The sequence below is a fragment of the Ignatzschineria sp. RMDPL8A genome (assembly GCF_029815055.1).
Lineage (GTDB): Bacteria > Pseudomonadota > Gammaproteobacteria > Cardiobacteriales > Wohlfahrtiimonadaceae > CALZBJ01.
This window is the reverse complement of record NZ_JAPPWA010000002.1, coordinates 1,611,718-1,629,590: the sequence shown is the minus strand read 5'-3', so window position 1 is coordinate 1,629,590 and position 17,873 is coordinate 1,611,718. Positions and strand designations below refer to the sequence as shown.

The 17,873-nt window shown below is 45.9% G+C and carries 16 protein-coding genes; 11 read left to right on the top strand and 5 right to left on the bottom strand.

The genetic code is table 11. From position 1 onward, the window contains the following. Positions 1-91: 91 nt before the first annotated feature. The 5 genes from OXI21_RS08850 to OXI21_RS08830 all read right to left on the bottom strand — a co-directional run bounded on the left by OXI21_RS08850 (position 92) and on the right by OXI21_RS08830 (position 5,143). The gene (locus OXI21_RS08850) at positions 92-946 is read right to left on the bottom strand and encodes a metal ABC transporter permease (protein WP_279619210.1); all 855 of its coding nucleotides are present in this window, start codon (positions 944-946) and stop codon (positions 92-94) included. Further along, positions 946-1,818, bottom strand: coding sequence for a metal ABC transporter permease (locus OXI21_RS08845; protein ID WP_279619209.1), 873 nt, complete (start codon positions 1,816-1,818; stop codon positions 946-948). The genes OXI21_RS08850 and OXI21_RS08845 overlap by 1 nt, the downstream gene beginning before the upstream one ends. Then, on the bottom strand, positions 1,815-2,711 hold the full coding sequence (locus tag OXI21_RS08840; protein WP_279619208.1) for a manganese/iron ABC transporter ATP-binding protein: 897 nt from the start codon (positions 2,709-2,711) through the stop codon (positions 1,815-1,817). Before OXI21_RS08840 ends, OXI21_RS08845 begins: the two co-directional genes overlap by 4 nt. Then, positions 2,711-3,568 carry a metal ABC transporter substrate-binding protein gene (locus OXI21_RS08835; RefSeq protein WP_347815534.1) on the bottom strand — a complete coding sequence of 286 codons (858 nt, stop codon included), beginning with the start codon at positions 3,566-3,568 and terminating at the stop codon, positions 2,711-2,713. The genes OXI21_RS08840 and OXI21_RS08835 overlap by 1 nt, the downstream gene beginning before the upstream one ends. 357 nt (positions 3,569-3,925) lie before the next feature. Beyond that, entirely contained in the window at positions 3,926-5,143 is a 1,218-nt protein-coding gene (locus OXI21_RS08830; RefSeq protein WP_279619206.1) for a hypothetical protein, read from the bottom strand. Positions 5,144-5,358: 215 nt separating this feature from the next. On the opposite strand from OXI21_RS08830, the gene OXI21_RS08825 reads away from it, so the two are divergent. The 11 genes from OXI21_RS08825 to OXI21_RS08775 all read left to right on the top strand — a co-directional run bounded on the left by OXI21_RS08825 (position 5,359) and on the right by OXI21_RS08775 (position 17,840). Next, entirely contained in the window at positions 5,359-5,502 is a 144-nt protein-coding gene (locus tag OXI21_RS08825; RefSeq protein WP_279619205.1) for a hypothetical protein, read from the top strand. Positions 5,503-5,861: 359 nt separating this feature from the next. After that, positions 5,862-6,755, top strand: coding sequence for an ATP phosphoribosyltransferase (gene hisG / locus OXI21_RS08820; RefSeq protein ID WP_279619204.1), 894 nt, complete (start codon positions 5,862-5,864; stop codon positions 6,753-6,755). A gap of 6 nt (positions 6,756-6,761) precedes the next feature. Next, positions 6,762-8,057, top strand: a complete 1,296-nt coding sequence (gene hisD, locus OXI21_RS08815) for a histidinol dehydrogenase (protein WP_279619203.1) — start codon at positions 6,762-6,764, stop codon at positions 8,055-8,057. An 18-nt stretch (positions 8,058-8,075) separates the two neighbouring features. Beyond that, positions 8,076-9,149 (top strand): histidinol-phosphate transaminase, encoded by a 1,074-nt coding sequence (gene hisC, locus OXI21_RS08810; protein WP_347815533.1) that lies wholly within the window; start codon positions 8,076-8,078, stop codon positions 9,147-9,149. Between the two features lie 11 nt (positions 9,150-9,160). Beyond that, entirely contained in the window at positions 9,161-10,252 is a 1,092-nt protein-coding gene (gene hisB / locus OXI21_RS08805; protein WP_279619201.1) for a bifunctional histidinol-phosphatase/imidazoleglycerol-phosphate dehydratase HisB, read from the top strand. Positions 10,253-10,301: 49 nt separating this feature from the next. Further along, positions 10,302-11,033, top strand: coding sequence for a 1-(5-phosphoribosyl)-5-[(5-phosphoribosylamino)methylideneamino]imidazole-4-carboxamide isomerase (hisA, locus tag OXI21_RS08800; RefSeq protein WP_279619200.1), 732 nt, complete (start codon positions 10,302-10,304; stop codon positions 11,031-11,033). Then, positions 11,018-11,791: an imidazole glycerol phosphate synthase subunit HisF gene (gene hisF, locus OXI21_RS08795; protein WP_279619199.1), complete on the top strand. Its 774-nt coding sequence runs from the start codon at positions 11,018-11,020 to the stop codon at positions 11,789-11,791. The genes hisA and hisF overlap by 16 nt, the downstream gene beginning before the upstream one ends. After that, a complete protein-coding gene (gene hisIE, locus OXI21_RS08790; RefSeq protein ID WP_279619197.1) occupies positions 11,784-12,410 on the top strand; it encodes a bifunctional phosphoribosyl-AMP cyclohydrolase/phosphoribosyl-ATP diphosphatase HisIE in 627 nt (208 codons plus the stop codon). The genes hisF and hisIE overlap by 8 nt, the downstream gene beginning before the upstream one ends. A 173-nt stretch (positions 12,411-12,583) precedes the next feature. Further along, positions 12,584-14,203 carry an ABC transporter substrate-binding protein gene (locus OXI21_RS08785; RefSeq protein ID WP_279619196.1) on the top strand — a complete coding sequence of 540 codons (1,620 nt, stop codon included), beginning with the start codon at positions 12,584-12,586 and terminating at the stop codon, positions 14,201-14,203. 162 nt (positions 14,204-14,365) lie between these two features. Then, a complete protein-coding gene (gene oppA, locus OXI21_RS08780) occupies positions 14,366-16,009 on the top strand; it encodes an oligopeptide ABC transporter substrate-binding protein OppA (RefSeq protein ID WP_279619195.1) in 1,644 nt (547 codons plus the stop codon). A 136-nt stretch (positions 16,010-16,145) separates the two neighbouring features. Continuing rightward, positions 16,146-17,840 carry an ABC transporter substrate-binding protein gene (locus OXI21_RS08775; RefSeq protein WP_279619194.1) on the top strand — a complete coding sequence of 565 codons (1,695 nt, stop codon included), beginning with the start codon at positions 16,146-16,148 and terminating at the stop codon, positions 17,838-17,840. Positions 17,841-17,873: the final 33 nt, after the last annotated feature.

The window sequence follows — 17,873 nt, the reverse complement described above, 5'->3', positions numbered from 1 at the left end:
GTTTAGTTTTAATAACTGAATTGAACAAAAAGCCTCTTAGTGATCCGGTTGTATGAATGGTCAAACTAAGAGGCTTTTTTTATCTTCGGGCTTATGATGCAAGTTTTCTATGTGCGCGCTGAGTGACAATATAGCCGCGCAGGCGATTATAGCTAAAGGCTAAAATAAAGAGCGCCGCTTGCGTGAGCACAATGCACGGCCCAGTATCTGCATCGAGATGGAAGCTCGCAATCACCCCGACAAAGGAGGAGATGATCGACGCAATCACCGCAATAAGCATCATAATCGGGAAGCGTTTGGTGAGTAGAAAGCCGATAATCCCCGGCGCAACGAGCATTGCAATCACTAAAATCACGCCCACCGCTTGAAGCGAGGCAACAATACTTAGTGCGAGTAAAATGAGCAATGTGTAGTGGAGAAACTTCACCGGAAGGCCCAACACTTGAGCTTGAACCGGGTCAAAACAGTAGAGCATAAAATCTTTTCGTTTGAGCGCAATCACGGTGAGGGTAATCACTGCAATAATCACAATCTGCCAGAGCTCTTCCGGTAAAATGCCGAGCATATTCCCAAATAGAACGTGGGTGAGATGTTGATCGGTTTTCACAAAGGAGAAGAGAAAAAGCCCGAGTGCAAAAAGTCCTGAGAAGACAATTCCAAGCACGGCATCCTCTTTAACGCGACTATTGGCTTTAATATAACCTGTCGCAACGGCGCAGAAAAGCCCTGATATAAACGCACCGACCACAAGCGGAAGCCCCATAATAAAGGCCATCACGATTCCGGGAAGGACTGCGTGCGAGATCGCATCGCCCATCAGCGACCAACCCTTTAATACGAGATAGCACGAAAGTACCGCGCAGACGATTCCCGCGATCAATGCGCCGATCATCGCTTGTTGCATAAAAGGGTAGCTGAGCGGTTTTAGAATAATTAATTCCAGCATTAATACTCCTCCTTAGCGGTTAAACGGTGTAATTTTGCCGCACGACGTTTAGCTAATTGGCCATGTTTTGGTGCAAAGACAAAGGCGGTGAGGAAGGTGAGTGTTTGCAAAACGACAATGAGGCTTCCCGTTGTGCCACCGGGGAGAAAGAAGCTGACGTAAGCACCAATTAAGCTGGTAACCGCGCCGATAATGACGGAGATAGTAAGCATCACGCCAAAGCGGTCTGTTAAAAGATACGCCGTCGCGCCCGGAGTAATCACCATAGCAATCACTAAAATCGCGCCAACGGTTTGAAGCGCTGCAACAGTACAGGCGCTCAATAGCACAAAAAAGAGGATCTTAAGACGGGTAACGGGGAGACCAATTGTCGCCGCTTGTACCTCATCAAAAAAGAGGAGCATCAGATCTTTCCAATAAAGAAGGAGGAGTGTGAGCGAGACAAGGGTGATAATGGTCGCTTGAAGTGCATCGCTATCGGCAATCCCGAGCACATTCCCAAAGATAATTGAGTTGATGCTAATCGGTGTTGGGTTGAGCGAGATGATTAAGAGTCCCGTGGCAAAAAAACTGCTAAATACGAGCCCGATAATTGCATCCTCACGGAGTTTTGTGAAATGTTTGACAAGCCCCATGGCAAGCGCCGCTAAAATGCCGGTAAAAAAAGCTCCAATGGCGTACGGAAGACTAAGCGCATATGCGCCGGCGACACCGGGAACCACCGAGTGAGAGAGTGCATCGCCCATTAATGACCAGCCTTTTAACACCAGATAGCTCGATAAGAATGCACAGACTGCCCCAACGAGTAAGCACATCGCCATCGCTTTAAGCATGTAGTCATAGGTGAAGGGTTCAATGAGAAATGCAATCATGATTTCCTCTCTTCACAGGAATAAAAATTCTCTTTTTCACGAATTTCGCGAGATTTTTTAAGGTTTTGCGTCTTCTCACAACCATAGAATACCGCCGGGCGTTCATCGTCGGTTAAAACGGTGACGCTGCGTGGGTCATCGTCATCATGGAGGTGATCGCCTTTTAGGGTAATCTCACGCAATACGCCACCAAAGGTGCGCATTAAGTTCTCTTGGGTGTAGGTCGTTTCCGTTGGGCCATGGGCTAAAATGGTCTGGTTTAATAGAACCACCTGATCGCAAAACTCGGGAATGGAACCTAAGTTATGGGTCGATACCAGCATTAAATAACCCTCTTCACGCAGTGAGATTAAGAGCTCAATAATACTATCTTCCGTTTTGAGGTCTACGCCGGTAAAGGGCTCATCGAGCAGTAAAATTCGGCTCTCTTGAGCAAGAGCGCGTGCTAAAAAGACTCGTTTTTTCTGCCCGCCGGAGAGTTCACCAATTTGACGTTTACGAAAGTCGGTTAAATCCACTCGTGCGAGCGCGTCAGTCACTTTCTGCTGATCCTCTTTTGAGGGAATGCGCAAAAAGCCCATCTTGCCATAACGGCCCATCATCACCACATCTTCAACGAGAACCGGAAAATCCCAATCCACCTCTTCTGTTTGCGGCACATAAGCGATTTTATTAGCTTTAAGCGCCTGTTTAATAGGAAGATCGACAATTGAAATTGTGCCCGTTGTGGGAGTAATAAGGCCCATAATGGACTTAAAGAGCGTTGATTTTCCGCTTCCGTTGACGCCCACAAGACCGCAAATAGTCCCTTGATCGAGTCTAAAATTAATATCGAAAATAGCGCGGTGACCGTTGCTATAGGTCACCGAGAGATTATTTATTGCGATGCTCATTAGAGATCAAATCCTTTTACGATGGTTTCTACCGTAGTTTCGAGAAGTTTGATATAGGTGGGAACAGGGCCATTTTGATCCGACAGCGAATCGACATAGAGAACGCCCCCATATTTAGCACCGGTCTCTTTAGCCACCTGTTTAGCCGGTTTATCTGAAATGGTGCTTTCGCTAAAGAGAACCGGAATGTTATGTTTGCGAATGGTATCAATGAGGCGTTTTACCTGTTGCGGTGAGCCTTCTTGATCGGCATTAATCGGCCAGAGATACGCCTCTTTTAGATTATAATCAGCCGCGAGATAGCCAAACGCGCCTTCACTTGTTACAAGCCAGCGATTTTCCTCTGGAATTTGATCTAACTTCGCGCGAAGTGGCGCATCGAGGGCTTTAATTTCAGCGGCGTAACGCTCTGCATTTTGATTATAAGTGTCTGCATTGTCAGGATCGTATTTCACCAGTGCCGCGCGAATATTTTCAATGTAAACGAGCGCATTATTGGGGCTCATCCACGCGTGAGGATTGGGCGTACCTTCATATTCGCCCTCGTAAATGGAGAGTGGGGTGATCCCATCGGTGACTACAACGGACGGCACATTACGAATGCTTTGGAAGAAACGCTCAAACCAGCGCTCTAGGTTTAAGCCATTCCATAAAATGAGTTCAGCATCTTGCGCTTTAACAATGTCTTTAGGCGTTGGCTGATAATCGTGAATCTCAGCGCCCGGTTTAGTAATTGATTCCACAACCGCCGCATCTCCTGCGATATTCTGCGCCATATCTTGAATAATGGTGAAGGTTGTGATAACTTTGAACGGTTCTTTGGCATAACTTATTCCGCTTGCCGCAATGAACATCATTCCTAAGAGGGCAGCTCTCGCCCCATATTTCCATCGTTTTATCTCTGTTAGTTTCATGAATCGTCAGGCTCCTACGTCCTTTTGTTGATAATCATTCTCATTTGTAAATTTATCGCATTTAAGACAATGGGTCAAATCAATCTCGGATAAAATTTGTAAATGAACGTCATTTGTAGGCTGTCTTTTGGCCATTTTTGGAAAGGGTTAATTTAATATAGCGCTAAAATCAGCCGGTTGGGTGGATTTTAGGCATCTTCAAAATGAGCATAAAAAAAGAAGGCGGATGAGGCCTTCTTCTGTCGATTAGTTAAATGTCAGTTGACATGAGTGGTTAAGCGAGACAATCGGTCTATTTCGTTACTTTGCATTGCCTGAACATTTACGATAGAGCGACTGGTAACGATCAAAGAGATCGAGATATTGATCGATGATCGTGGTGTAATAACTTTGTGATTCCATCAATACCCGTTCATTGATATTAGTATCCATCAGATGGCGATATTGATCATTGGAAATGCCAAATTCACTGGGAATAATGGTTTTCACATTGAGCGATTTTAGCATGGAATGATGAGCTAAATATTCAGAGTTGAGCACTTTGCTTGGTAACGCATTCGGGTCTACTTTCAGCGCATCACTCATCATGATAGGAAGCGTGCGAAGGTGCGCGAACGATTCATTGTGGATCCCCTCAAAAATTGCATCGCGGTAGGTATCATCAAGGGGCGCTGATATCTGCACAATCAGCGCATTCTCCTCATCGGTGAGTTTATGACGGTCACTCTGGGATTGAAAGAGAAAGGACTCAATCAGATAGCTGAGCGATTTTAAAGACGAGTGCGCCATCAATACCGCCGAGAGATCGCTCTTTTTCCCCGTTGCCATAAAGCGCGTGATAAATTGACGTTCTTCCAGTAATTCCGTTAAGCCTTCAATGGTCTCACCACGACTAATTTTTAGTACCGCTTCTGCCATACGCATCTCTGAAAGTTTTAAGATAGAATTCCAGTCGGGCGATGGGGTTACAAGAGAACGAGCGATGGGCTCAAAGTGCTTAAATTTCCGCAATTCAAGATAACGCTTCATTAAGAGATCATTGTGCTTATTTTCATAAATTTCGTTATAAATTGCTTCATCATCGATCACTTGTTGATAGCAAATAATCGTCGGTTTTGCACGGCATGGAAACGGAAACGCTTTGCGCTCCCAATCGGAAAGACGTGTTGAAATCGGAAGCTCACCGAGGGGTGTCATCTTCTCTAACAGTTCAGCATCCATCTGGGTTTCAACACGAATGGTATTATCAAATCGAAGCGGCGCTTCATCTGGGAAGAGATAGGCGATGATCGATTCCACATGATACGGTTCGGCGTGTTCGAAATTATCGGTGGTTTTTTTGAGTTGATCGTAGTTGCGCGTGGTGAGATTTTTCCCGACGGTGTAGTAATCATCGTGGGGATAATTAAAGCCCATCAGTGCGATGTAGAGATTATCTTCAAGCTGATTGGGAGTTAATTCAGGAAGTGATAAGATAGAGCGAACTGGGTCAAGGAGGGCCGCGGATGGCGTAGACATTAACGTGCTCATTAGCGGTATTTTGGATGGCGTTGTGGGTGGTGATATCGAGGAATCATATGCTAGCGCCACCGATGAGATGAGCGTTGTGATGGTCAGAGCGGGTAGCAGTGCGAAGCGTCTCATTCGTCTCATATATAGTTCTCCAAACTCAAATTAGACATTTGTTTTTATTATCATATCATTGAATTTTTTCATAAAAGGTGATCTTTCTTATGAAAGTGATGGTTAATCTCTTTTTTATAGCACTTTTACTTGGGCTCATTACCATGATGGCCTATCCGCTCTACATGATCTATACCGATACGCCGGTTAAACAGGTCAAACCGATCGAAAAGAGTGAAACGGTGGCTCCATAATTTGATTAATTTTGATAAATCCGCAAGGTAAGTGCCTTCGCGGATTTTTTTATGGCGCACTAATGGCACACAGAAAATTTTCAATAATTTTAACTATTTTAACAAATAGAGTTGCAAATCTTTTGTGAGAGTGTATTATCGTAATGGTACAGCAATACACGCAAACCGACATGACACAAAACGAGAGCATTAGTATGAAATCGACACTCCATTATCATCATTTTTACTAATCTCAAGCAGATGCTTGGGAGCTTTACCGAGCATCGTAAAAATGTATTGCGAACGCCTCGGATGTCCGAGGTTTTTTTATAATTAAAATAATTCACAACAGCCGATTAACGAATCAAAGAGAGAAGAGAATGAAAAATCAGCGTTTAAAAATTGCCCTGCAAAAATCGGGCCGTTTAAGTAAAGAATCTGAATCCTTACTCAAGCAGTGTGGTTTAAAAATTAATATGCACGGTGATAAGTTAATTGCGCATGTTGAGAATATGCCGATCGATATTTTGCGCGTTCGTGATGACGATATTCCGGGCCTTGTGTTTGATGGTGTGGTGGATCTTGGAATCGTTGGGCAAAATGTGTTGGAAGAGGTGGAGCTTGGCCGTAAAAATGGCAATGGCATTGAATATACCACGCTAAAAGAGCTTCCCTTTGGCGGCTGCCGTCTTTCGATCGCACTGCCGAAAGAGATGGCTTATGACGGACCGGAAACCCTTAAAGATATGCGGATCGCGACCTCATATCCCAATCTTTTAAAACGTTATCTCAATGAGAAAAACGTTCCGTTTAAAAGCTCGCTCTTAAATGGATCGGTGGAAGTGGCTCCGCGTGCAGGGCTTGCTGATGCGATTTGTGACCTTGTGTCAACGGGGGCAACCCTTGAGGCCAATGGCCTTCGCGAGGTGGAGGTGATCTACCGTTCTAAAGCGTGCCTGATCCAATCATCAGCAGCGCTTTCTGAAGATAAACAAGCGTTAATTGATAAATTATTAGTGCGCATTCAAGGGGTCACCCAAGCGATTGAATCAAAATACATTATGCTTCACGCGCCAAAAGATCGTTTAGAAGAGATTCGTAATCTTCTTCCCGGAGCAGAAACGCCTACCATTTTACCGCTCACTCACGATGAGACGAAAGTTGCGATGCACATGGTCAGTAGCGAAAACCTCTTCTGGGAGACGATGGAAGCGCTCAAAGCGAAAGGCGCGAGTTCAATTTTAGTATTACCGATTGAAAAAATGATGGAGTAATGGGCGATGCGTAGATTAAATTGGAACGATCTTGATCAAAAAGCACGGATTGCAGCGCTTGAGCGTCCGGCGCAGATGGCCGCCGGCGATATTACTGCGAGCGTAACTGCTGTTAAAAATGCTGTTTTAGCAAAGGGCGATGCGGCGTTAATTGAGCTTACAGAGAAATTTGATAAGGTGCGTTTAACGGAATTAACCCTCCCGAAATCGGCCTTTGAAGCAGCGAGAAACCGACTATCCGATGAATTTAAAACCGCGCTTAAAAATGCGTATGACAATATCTACCGTTTTCACAAAGCGCAAAAGCCAAAGCCTGTCCAAGTGGAGACGCAAAAAGGGGTGATGTGTGAGGTATTAACGCGCCCGATTGAGAAGGTGGGGCTCTATATTCCGGGCGGTACTGCGCCGCTATTTTCAACGGTGTTGATGCTTGCAATCCCGGCGAAAATTGCTGGTTGTAAACGCATTGTGCTTGCTTCCCCTCCTGAGATTGCCGATGAGATTATCTATGCGGCAGAGCTTTGCGGGATTGATACTGTCTATACGTTAGGTGGCGCACAAGCGATTTTTGCACTCGGTCTTGGGACTGAAAGTGTCGAGAAGGTTGATAAGATTTTTGGCCCGGGCAATAGTTTTGTGACTGAGGCGAAAAAACAGGTGAGCCAGATGGCAGGGGGCGCCGCAATTGATATGCCGGCAGGCCCTTCAGAGGTGCTGGTGATCGCTGATGACAACGCCAACCCTGATTTTGTTGCCTCCGATCTTCTCTCGCAAGCGGAGCACGGCACCGATTCGCAAGTGGTCTTAGTCACCACAACAAATGAGATGGCCGATCAAGTGGATGCATCGATTGAAAAGCTCTTAAAACAGCTCTCTCGTAAAGAAGTGGCCCTTGAGTCGCTCGCTAACAGTGTGACGATTTTAGCAGATGATTTAACCGAAGCGGTGGCGATTAGCAATGCCTATGCGCCGGAGCACTTAATTATTCAAACGGAGAATCCACGCGCACTTCTGCCGTCGATCTATCATGCAGGATCGGTCTTTTTAGGCGCCTATTCGCCGGAATCGATGGGGGATTATGCCTCAGGAACGAACCACGTTTTACCCACTTACGGCTATGCAAAAACCTATTCGAGCTTAGGCTTGGCCGATTTTAGTAAACGTATGACGGTTCAAGAATTAACGCGCGAAGGGTTTGAAGCGCTTGCGCCAACGGTGTCGCTCCTTGCATCAAAAGAATTGCTCGATGCGCACCAATTAGCGGTGGATATTCGCGTACAATATGGCAAGGAGGAACAATAAATTATGACCAATAATCAAATGACCGAGATCGATGAGTTGAGCCGTAAAACCATTCAAGGCCTAAAGCCCTATAGCTCAACGCCGCGAGATGAATCGAGCGATGTGATCTATCTAAATGCCAACGAAAATCCCTACCCGCGAGAATATGCGCTCTTAAGTAAGGAATTTAACCGCTATCCTGAGCCGCAACCGAGCCGGTTAATTGAAAATTATGCCCAGTTTTTAGGGGTGACTCCGGATAATATTTTGGTGAGTCTTGGCGGGGATGAATCGATCAAACTCATTATCGAAGCTTTTTGTGAGCCGCGCGATGAAGCGATTTTATATTGTCCACCAACCTTTGGCATGTACGATATTAGTGCGCGCGTTGTGGGCGTGAACTCCATTGAAGTACCGCTTGATAAAGACTTTAATCTCGATGTGGCGGGCATTAAAAATGCACTCGATAATACCGAAACCAATGTCAAAGTGATCTTTCTCTGTAGCCCCAATAATCCAACCGGCAACAGCATGGATCGAGCGGCGATGATTGAGATTTTAGAAGCCGCAAAAAGGCGCGCGATTGTGGTGATTGACGAGGCCTACATTGAATTTTCCGATCAAAAATCCGATAGTGTGACAGATCTCATCAACACCTATCCTCATTTAGCGATTATCCGGACGCTCTCAAAGGCGTTTGGCCTAGCGGGGATTCGTTGCGGGTTTACCGTTGGCAGTAAAGCGCTGATTGACGTGCTTAAAAAAGTGATCGCTCCATATCCGATTCCCATTCCCGTCATTGATATTGCAACGCAAACCGTCAATGAGGCGGGCATTGCCGAGATGTGGCGCGTCGTTGATAAAATCAAAGCTCTTAAAGCGGAATTAAAAACCGATTTAGAAGCGCTGCCCATTGTCAAAAAAGTCTATAAAAGCGATACCAACTGGTTACTGGTGGAAGTATCGGACGCAAGCGCAATTTTTAATTATCTATTACAGAATAATATTCATGTACGCGATCAACGCGGCGTGCTCCAAAATATGCTACGAATTAGCATTGGCACACGTGAGGAAAACAGGCGTTTAATCGACGTATTAAAAACGTATCCATAGGAGAGGAACTCATGCAAAACATTCTTTTTATCGATCGTGATGGCACCTTAATTGACGAGCCGAAGACCGATTTTCAGATCGACTCACTGCAAAAACTGATCTTTGAGCCGATGGTGATTCCATCTCTCATTACGCTTCGCGATGCGGGGTACCGCTTTGTGCTTGTGAGCAATCAAGATGGCTTAGGAACAGAGAGTTTCCCGATGCCCACCTTTGTTGAACCTCAAGAGAAAATGCTTGAGCTCTTTGCATCGCAAGGCATTGAGTTTGATGATGTTTTAATCTGCCCGCATTTTGATAACGATAATTGCGATTGCCGTAAACCAAAATTAGGTTTAGTGCAGGCGTATATCGATGAAAAACGTTTTAATCCAGAACAGAGTTTTGTGATTGGCGATCGTGAAACCGATGTAAAATTAGCAGCAAATATGGGGATTGAAGCGATTCAATATAACCGCGAGAAGTTAGGCTGGGAGCTGATTGTTGAGAAGCTTATTAACATCAAAGAAGTCGATACGAAAACCCGCGCACCACGCGAGGCAAGCGTGACTCGCACCACAAAAGAGACCGATATTGCGCTCTCAGTATTTTTGGATGAAACCGGCTCAAGTACCATTAATACCGGCCTCCCATTTTTTGATCATATGCTCGATCAGATCGCAACCCACGGCGGTTTTCGCATCACTGTTAATGTGAAAGGGGATCTTGAGATTGACGATCACCACACCGTTGAAGATACGGCGATTGCGCTTGGTGAGGCGATTCGCGAAGCGTTAGGCGATAAACGCGGCATTGCGCGCTTTGGATTTGTCTTGCCGATGGATGAGTGCCGTGCGTTCTGTACGCTCGATCTTTCTGGCCGTCCACACTTAGAATTTGATGCGAAATTTAAGCGCGATATGGTAGGGGATTTCAGCACAGAGATGGTGCAACACTTCTTCCGTTCGCTCTCGTACTCAATGGCGTGCACGCTTCACTTAAAAGCAAAAGGCAAAAACACCCATCACAAAATTGAGTCCCTCTTTAAAGTCTTTGGCCGTACGATGCGCCAAGCGATTAAAGTCGAAGGCACCGAGCTTCCAAGCTCAAAAGGCCTACTCTAATCGAGTATAGAAGACGGATAAGGGACAAATAAGAGACTAAGGAGAGAAGATGATTATTCCAGCACTCGATTTAATTAATGGTGAGGTGGTTCGTTTAGAGCAGGGCGATTACGGCAAACAGACGACGTTTCACTACTCGCCGATTGAGAAATTTCAAGAATATGTGAGTGATGGCGCGACCTATCTGCATCTAGTGGATTTAGACGGTGCAAAAGATCCGGAAAAGCGCCAAATCACGACGATTCAATCGATTGTTGCCAATGTCGATGCTCCCATTCAAGTGGGCGGTGGTATTCGGACGGTTGAGGATGTTAAAGCGCTCCTTTCCATTGGTGTTCAGCGCGTTGTGATCGGTTCGACGGCGGTGAAAAATCCTGAAATGGTCAAAGCGTGGTTTGAAGAATTTGGCGCAGATCGTTTAGTATTAGCGCTCGATGTTCGCATTGAAGCCGGTGAAAAACGCGTCGCAGTGAGTGGTTGGCAAGAAACGAGCGATTTAACGCTTGAAGAATTGATTGCCCTTTACGAGCCCGTTGGCCTTAAACATGTGTTATGCACCGACATCTCTAAAGATGGCATGCTCACTGGATCAAACGTTGCGCTCTATAAAGAACTCGTTGAAAATTATCCTGAGATTGAGTTTCAATCCTCGGGAGGAATTGGCGTACTTGCCGATGTTGAAGCACTTAAGCCTACCAAGGTTAGCGGTGTGATCGTGGGTCGTGCGCTGCTTGAAAATCGCATTACCTTGAAGGAGGCCATCACATGTTGGCAAAAATAATCGCCTGTTTAGATGTTAAGCATGGCAAAGTCGTTAAAGGGACCCAGTTTCGCGATCACGAAACCATGGGCGATATCCTAGAATTAGCCGCACGCTACAATGAAGAGGGAGCCGATGAGATCGTGATTTACGATATCGCTGCCTCTGCTGAAAATAGCGTGGTGGATAAATCGTGGATTAAACAAGTGGCCGAAATTATCGATGTACCGCTTTGTGTCGCAGGAGGCATTAAATCTGTTGAGGACGCGCAGATGGTGCTCGATAATGGCGCGCAGAAGATTTCAATCAATTCGCCCGCGCTAGCCAATCCCGCGCTTATTACTGAACTATCACGCACCTTTGGGCGCGATAAAGTGGTGATCGGGATCGATTCCTATTTCGATGATAAGCGCAATGATTATTTTGTGTACACTTTAACCGGCGATGAGAGCAAAACGAACGAAACCGAGTGGCGTACCCTTGATTGGGTGCAAAAAGTGGAAGAGCTCGGGGCTGGCGAAATCGTGCTTAATATGATGAATCAAGATGGCGTGCGTTCGGGATACGATCTTGAGCAACTTAAAAAAGTGAAAGCGGTGTGCCAATTACCGCTTGTAGCATCGGGCGGCGCCGGAGCGAAAGAACACTTTTTAGCGGCCTATAAAGAAGCAGGCGTTGAAGGTACGCTCGGGGCATCGGCCTTTCACAAAAAAATCGTCCACATTGGCGAATTAAAACAATATTTAAACGAGAATGGGGTAGAGATACGCAATGAGTAACGCATTTGGGATTGATGAAGCGTCCATTGATTGGGAAAAAGTTGATGGAATGTTGCCGGCGATTGTGCAGGATTATCAAACGGCGGAAGTGCTGATGATGGGCTATATGACGCCAGAAGCGCTTGCAAAAACCTTTGACACAAAACAGGTGACATTTTTCTCGCGTTCGCAAAATAAACTCTGGACGAAAGGAGAGACCTCGGGGAACTTTTTAAATGCGGTAGAAATGGCGCTCGATTGTGATCAAGACACGCTCTTAATTCTCGCAAATCCTGTGGGTGAAACCTGTCATCTAGGGGAGACAAGTTGCTTTGAGTCGGCGTCGAAAAAAGCGTCATGGGTCTTCTTTAGCCGTTTAGAAAAACTGCTCGATGCGCGTAAATCAGCTGATCCTGAGAGCTCTTATACGGCGCGTCTTTATGCCTCAGGCACCAAACGCATGGCGCAAAAAGTGGGTGAAGAGGGCGTTGAGGTGGCGTTAGCCGCAACGGTTAATGATCGCGATGAGCTAATTTGCGAAGCGGCGGATCTTCTCTATCACACAACCGTTCTCCTCCACGATCAAGATCTTGCCTGGGAAGATGTTCTCAATAAATTAAAAGAGCGTCATGGCGAATAGTTGAAGCGTAAATATTCAAATACTCGTATTAATGCTTATATTAAGGCCTAAGTTAATCTTAGGCTTTTTTTATGAAGATGAATCAATGATTGTAAGGAAAATATGTACAGGCTCAAGCCTTTTCCGCTACAGTAAGGTAATCGTTCGACAACAATAATAATATGGGAGTGTGTATGAAAAAGCCTCTATTGACGCTATTGATCGGCGCGCTATTAACGAGTGCCTATGCGGCAAATGTCCCCGAAGGGACACATCTTGCGGAAAAGCAGGTGCTCGTTCGCAATAATGGAACCGAACCTCAATCGCTCGATCCGCATAAGATTGAAGGCGTGGCGGAATCCCATCTCGCGCGGGATCTGTTTGAGGGGCTCGTGATTGTCAATCAAGAGGGGGAATTGGAACCGCGGCTTGCCACAAAATGGAGCCATGAAAATCACCGTATTTGGCGTTTTTATCTTCGCCAAGATGCGCTGTGGTCCGATGGATCACCGATTACCGCCCATGATTTTGTCTATAGTTGGCAACGTTTGGCTGACCCTGAAACGGGCTCGCCCTATGAGAGTTATCTGCAATATGCGCATATCGAAAATATTGATGCGATTATCGCGGGCGAAAAGGGGAAAGAGACGCTCGGAGTGAGCGCGCTTGATGATTATACCCTTGAAATTCGCCTCTCTGAATCGATTCCTTATTTGCCACAAATTTTAGCGCATACGGTGATGTCGCCGGTGCCGCAAAAGGTGATTAATAAGGCAGGCATTAAGTGGACAAGTCCTGAAAATTTTGTAGGAAATGGTGCATACAAACTTCAAAAATGGGTCGTCAATGAACGCATTGTGTTAGAGCGCAATAAATATTATTGGGATAATGATAAAACGGTGATCGATGAGGTGACATTTTTACCGATTGCATCCGAAACGGCGGAGGTGAACCGCTACCGCAGTGGCGAGCTTGATATTACCGCCAATGTCTCCGTTGAGCTCTACCCGAAACTTAAACAAGAGATTCCCGATGAGATCAAAACGAGTCCCTATCTCTGTACCTATTATTACGGCATCAATAATCAGCGGAAACCCTTTACTGATCCACGCGTGCGTGAAGCGCTGAAACTCGGGCTCGATCAAGCATTGATGGTCAATAAAATCAAAGATCAAGGCGATACGCCGGCGTATAGTTTTACTCCACCCTTTATTTCAGGCGTTGAGATTATTAAACCGAAATGGGCAGCACTTCCGCAAAAAGAGCGCAATGAAAAAGCGCGGGTCCTGCTTGAAGAGGCGGGTTTTAATAGTGATAATCCGCTGACGATTACGCTTCTTTATAACACTTCCGATATGCACAAAAAGCTTGCGATTGCAGCCGCATCGATCTGGAAGAAAAATATCGGCATTGAGGTCAAACTTGAAAATCAAGAGTGGAAAACCTATACCGATACTCGTCATCAAGGCAATTATGATCTTGTTCGCGCCTCGTGGTGCGCCGATTATGATGAGCCGTCCTCCTTTTTAAATATGATGCGCTCCGATAGCAGCGTTAATACGGTGCATTATAAAAGCGCTGAGTTTGATCATCTGTTAGATGAAACGGTGCAGGTGGAAAATGATGCCTCCCGCGCGCTCCTATACCAAAAAGCGGAGCGGGTGCTCGATCAAGATTCGGCGATTATTCCGCTCTATTACTACGCCAATCTGCGTTTAGTGAAACCCTATGTTGGCGGGTATAACGGCAAAAACAGCCTAGGCTATTTCTTCACCAAAGATCTCTATATCATTCAAAATGAGGCAAAAAAGTAGCGAATAACCTGCGTAATTATTACACAAAAACCCATCTTTTTAGAGAATTGTAGATTGATGGGTGATAGAGTCATAAAAATAGAACCTAAAAATGATCGTATAGATGGATCACACACAATAATAAAAAATAGAGAACATAATGAATTAGGGAGGAGGCTTCCAATGAAATTAGATCACACATTTGGGCGTAAATCGATATTAACGGTGGCGCTGTCACTTCTGATGGCGGGCGGTATTGCACAGGGCGCAACAGTTCCAGAGGGCGTTACACTTGCCGATAAACAGGTGCTGGTGCGAAATAATGGCTCTGAGCCACAATCGCTTGACCCGAATAAAATTGAAGGGGTGCCTGAGTCGCAACTGTCGCGCGATCTGTTTGAAGGGCTCACCATTATCGATCCTGAGGGCAATGTCATTCCGGGAAGCGCAACAGCGTGGGAGCATGACGAGTTCCGCGTGTGGCGTTTTACCCTTCGCAATGAGGCAAAGTGGTCCAATGGCGATCCGGTGACGGCTCATGATTTTGTCTATAGTTGGAAGCGTTTAGCAGACCCAAATACCGCCTCTCCCTACCAAAGTTATCTACAATATGCCCATATCGATAATATCGATGGGATTATTAAAGGAGAACAGCCGGCAGAGAGCCTTGGCATTCGCGCGATTGATGATAAAACCTTTGAGATTACCTTAAGTGAAGCCGTTCCCTACATTCCAAAACTTGTGGCGCATACAGCCTTATCGCCAGTGCATCAAAAAACGGTGGAAGCCCATGGCGAACGCTGGACACAGCCGCAAAACTTTGTGGGAAATGGGGCGTATAAACTTAAAAATTGGGTAGTAAACGAGCGCATTGTCCTCGAGCGCAATCCTGAATATTGGGATAACGGGCAGACGATCATCGATGAGGTGACCTTTTTACCGATCGCGTCAGAAGTGACCGATGTCAATCGTTACCGCAGTGGCGAAATTGATATCACCTACAATAATATGCCAATCGAGCTTTTCCAGAAATTGCGCACCGATCTGCCCAATGAGGTGCATATCGACCCTTATCTCTGTACCTATTATTATGAGATCAATAATCAAGTGGCGCCCTTTGATAATCCTAAGGTGCGTGAAGCGTTAAAATTGCTACTCGATCGCGACATTATCGTGCATAAAATTAAAGATCAGGGTGATATGCCAGCTTACGGATTTACGCCACCCTTTATTGCGGGCATGGAGACCGATACACCGGAGTGGTTTACCCTCGATCAAAAATCGCGTAACCAGAAAGCGGCTAAACTCCTAGAAGAGGCGGGCTACAGTAAGCGCAATCCGCTCAATTTTAATCTCTTATATAACACCTCCGATCTGCATAAAAAGCTCGCCATTGCAGCATCATCGATGTGGAAGCAAAATAGTGGTGGCCTTATTAATGTGAAGCTTGAAAATCAAGAGTGGAAAACCTTCTTAGATTCGCGTCACCAAGGCAATTATCAGGTAGCGCGTGCAGGTTGGTGCGCCGATTATAATGAGCCATCGTCATTTTTAAATATTATGCTCTCTCATAGCAGCAATAATACCGCTCACTATAAGAGTGACGATTTTGATGCGGTGATGGCAAAAAGCGTGCGCGCCGAGACGGAAGCCGCTCGTGCGGTGATCTATAAAGAGGCGGAAACAGTGCTTGATCGTGATACGGCGATTGTCCCGGTCTTCTATTATGCGAATCCGCGCTTGGTGAAACCGTACGTTGGTGGCTATACCGGGAAAGACCCGCTTGGCAGTACCTACACCAAAAATCTCTACATAATCAAACATTAATCATAAAACCGTGCCACGGGTTTGGCACAATGAATAAAGCATCATTGAGATTGGGCGGGGCGTTATCGCGTTATCGGCTTTATCTCAATTAATGCCATTCATAATGAATTAATCGGATTAAAAAGGGAGGAGAATCATGGTGAATCGACATCGTTCGGTGCTTTTTAGTGTGCTCGGGGCAGTGGCGCTTAGTTCACTCGTGACTCACATAACGCTTGTTGCCGCGACAGTTCCAGAAGGGACGATGCTCAAAGAGACACAAACTCTAGTGCGCAATAATGGGACTGAGCCACAATCGCTCGACCCGCATCTGATGGTGGGCGTACCAGAGTCTAATTTGGCGCGCGATCTTTTTGAAGGTTTGACGATTACCTCTCCTGATGGTGAAATTATCCCCGGCGTTGCAACGGACTGGAAAAGTGATGATGGACGGATCTGGACATTTCATTTGCGGACAGATGCCAAGTGGTCAAATGGCGATCCGGTCACCGCGCTCGACTTTGTCTATAGTTGGCAGCGGGTTGCTGATCCGAAAACCGCTTCCCCTTATTCAAGCTTTTTAGAGCAAGCGCATATTGAAAATGCAACTGCGGTGATTCATGGTGAAAAACCGGTGGAATCGCTCGGGATTAAGGCACTTGATTCCCATACGCTTGAAATTCATCTTACGGAATCGATTCCCTATTTCCCAAAACTGACGGCGCATACGACGTTAATGCCGGTGCATGCAGCGACGATTAACGCTCACGGCGAGAAGTGGACTCAGCCCGATAATATCGTGGGAAATGGGGCGTATCAACTCTCATTTTGGCGCGTCAATGACAAGATTGTCCTCACGCGAAATTCTCACTATTGGGATAATCAGAACACCATTATTAATGAGGTGACCTTTTTACCGATCGCCTCTGAAATTACCGACCTTAATTTTTATCGCAGCGGGATGACCGATATCGCCGCAACGGTGCCGATTGATCTCTTTCATCGGGTTAAAAAAGAGCTGGGCGATGAGCTGCATATTAATCCAAAGCTCTGCACCTATTATTACGAGATGAATCATGAGGCAGAGGTTTTTAACGACCCCAAAGTGCGTGAAGCGCTTAAAATTACGCTCAACCGTGACATTATTGTCAATCGGGTGAAAAATCATGGCGAACGAAAAGCCTATGGACTCACACCTCCTTACACATCGGGAATGGGCGAATACGCGCCAGCTTGGTTTGAAGCATCTCATCAAGAGCAGGCCGAGCGAGCGAAAGCACTCCTAAAAGAGGCGGGCTATTCGAAATCCAATCCGCTTCGATTTGAATTTTTATACAACACCTCAGAGGGGCACAAAAAGATCGCCATTGCCGTTGCCTCCATTTGGAAACAATCGCTCGATGGCATGGTGGAGATGACGCTCACCAATCAAGAGTGGAAGACGTTTTTAGATCGCCGTTATGGCGGGCATTATGAGATGTCGAGCTCGGGTTGGTGCGCCGATTACGATGAGCCATCTTCCTTTTTAAATATGCTCAAATCCGATAGTAGCATCAATACCGCGCGCTATAAAAGTGAGGCCTTTGACCGCGCTATGGAAGAGGCTGTGCTTGCTAAAACAGAAGATGAGCGGCGCGAGATGTATAAAAAAGCAGAGGCGGTACTCGATCAGGAATCGGCCATTTTACCGATCTATTATTATGTGAGCGCGCGGCTGATTAAGCCCTATGTCGGCGGGTATAGCAACCAAAATACGATGGATGGATTTTATACCAAAGATCTCTACCTAAAAGAGCCCACAACTACAAAACGTTCAAGAAATTCACCGGATCGGCACAGACGCCATCGTTAATTAATAGGGAAATGTTTAGCTTAGAAGGATACT

What these genes read in the sequence shown, in the direction of transcription:
- oppA (WP_279619195.1), top strand. Translation starts at nt 14,366, where the DNA reads ATGAAATTAGATCACACATTTGGGCGTAAATCGATATTAACGGTGGCG.
- hisIE (WP_279619197.1), top strand. Translation starts at nt 11,784, where the DNA reads ATGAGTAACGCATTTGGGATTGATGAAGCGTCCATTGATTGGGAAAAA.
- OXI21_RS08830 (WP_279619206.1), bottom strand. Translation starts at nt 5,143, where the DNA reads ATGTCTACGCCATCCGCGGCCCTCCTTGACCCAGTTCGCTCTATCTTA.
- OXI21_RS08785 (WP_279619196.1), top strand. Translation starts at nt 12,584, where the DNA reads ATGAAAAAGCCTCTATTGACGCTATTGATCGGCGCGCTATTAACGAGT.
- hisD (WP_279619203.1), top strand. Translation starts at nt 6,762, where the DNA reads ATGCGTAGATTAAATTGGAACGATCTTGATCAAAAAGCACGGATTGCA.
- OXI21_RS08840 (WP_279619208.1), bottom strand. Translation starts at nt 2,711, where the DNA reads ATGAGCATCGCAATAAATAATCTCTCGGTGACCTATAGCAACGGTCAC.
- hisA (WP_279619200.1), top strand. Translation starts at nt 10,302, where the DNA reads ATGATTATTCCAGCACTCGATTTAATTAATGGTGAGGTGGTTCGTTTA.
- OXI21_RS08835 (WP_347815534.1), bottom strand. Translation starts at nt 3,568, where the DNA reads ATGATGTTCATTGCGGCAAGCGGAATAAGTTATGCCAAAGAACCGTTC.
- hisF (WP_279619199.1), top strand. Translation starts at nt 11,018, where the DNA reads ATGTTGGCAAAAATAATCGCCTGTTTAGATGTTAAGCATGGCAAAGTC.
- hisB (WP_279619201.1), top strand. Translation starts at nt 9,161, where the DNA reads ATGCAAAACATTCTTTTTATCGATCGTGATGGCACCTTAATTGACGAG.
- hisC (WP_347815533.1), top strand. Translation starts at nt 8,076, where the DNA reads ATGACCGAGATCGATGAGTTGAGCCGTAAAACCATTCAAGGCCTAAAG.
- OXI21_RS08825 (WP_279619205.1), top strand. Translation starts at nt 5,359, where the DNA reads ATGAAAGTGATGGTTAATCTCTTTTTTATAGCACTTTTACTTGGGCTC.
- hisG (WP_279619204.1), top strand. Translation starts at nt 5,862, where the DNA reads ATGAAAAATCAGCGTTTAAAAATTGCCCTGCAAAAATCGGGCCGTTTA.
- OXI21_RS08775 (WP_279619194.1), top strand. Translation starts at nt 16,146, where the DNA reads ATGGTGAATCGACATCGTTCGGTGCTTTTTAGTGTGCTCGGGGCAGTG.
- OXI21_RS08845 (WP_279619209.1), bottom strand. Translation starts at nt 1,818, where the DNA reads ATGATTGCATTTCTCATTGAACCCTTCACCTATGACTACATGCTTAAA.
- OXI21_RS08850 (WP_279619210.1), bottom strand. Translation starts at nt 946, where the DNA reads ATGCTGGAATTAATTATTCTAAAACCGCTCAGCTACCCTTTTATGCAA.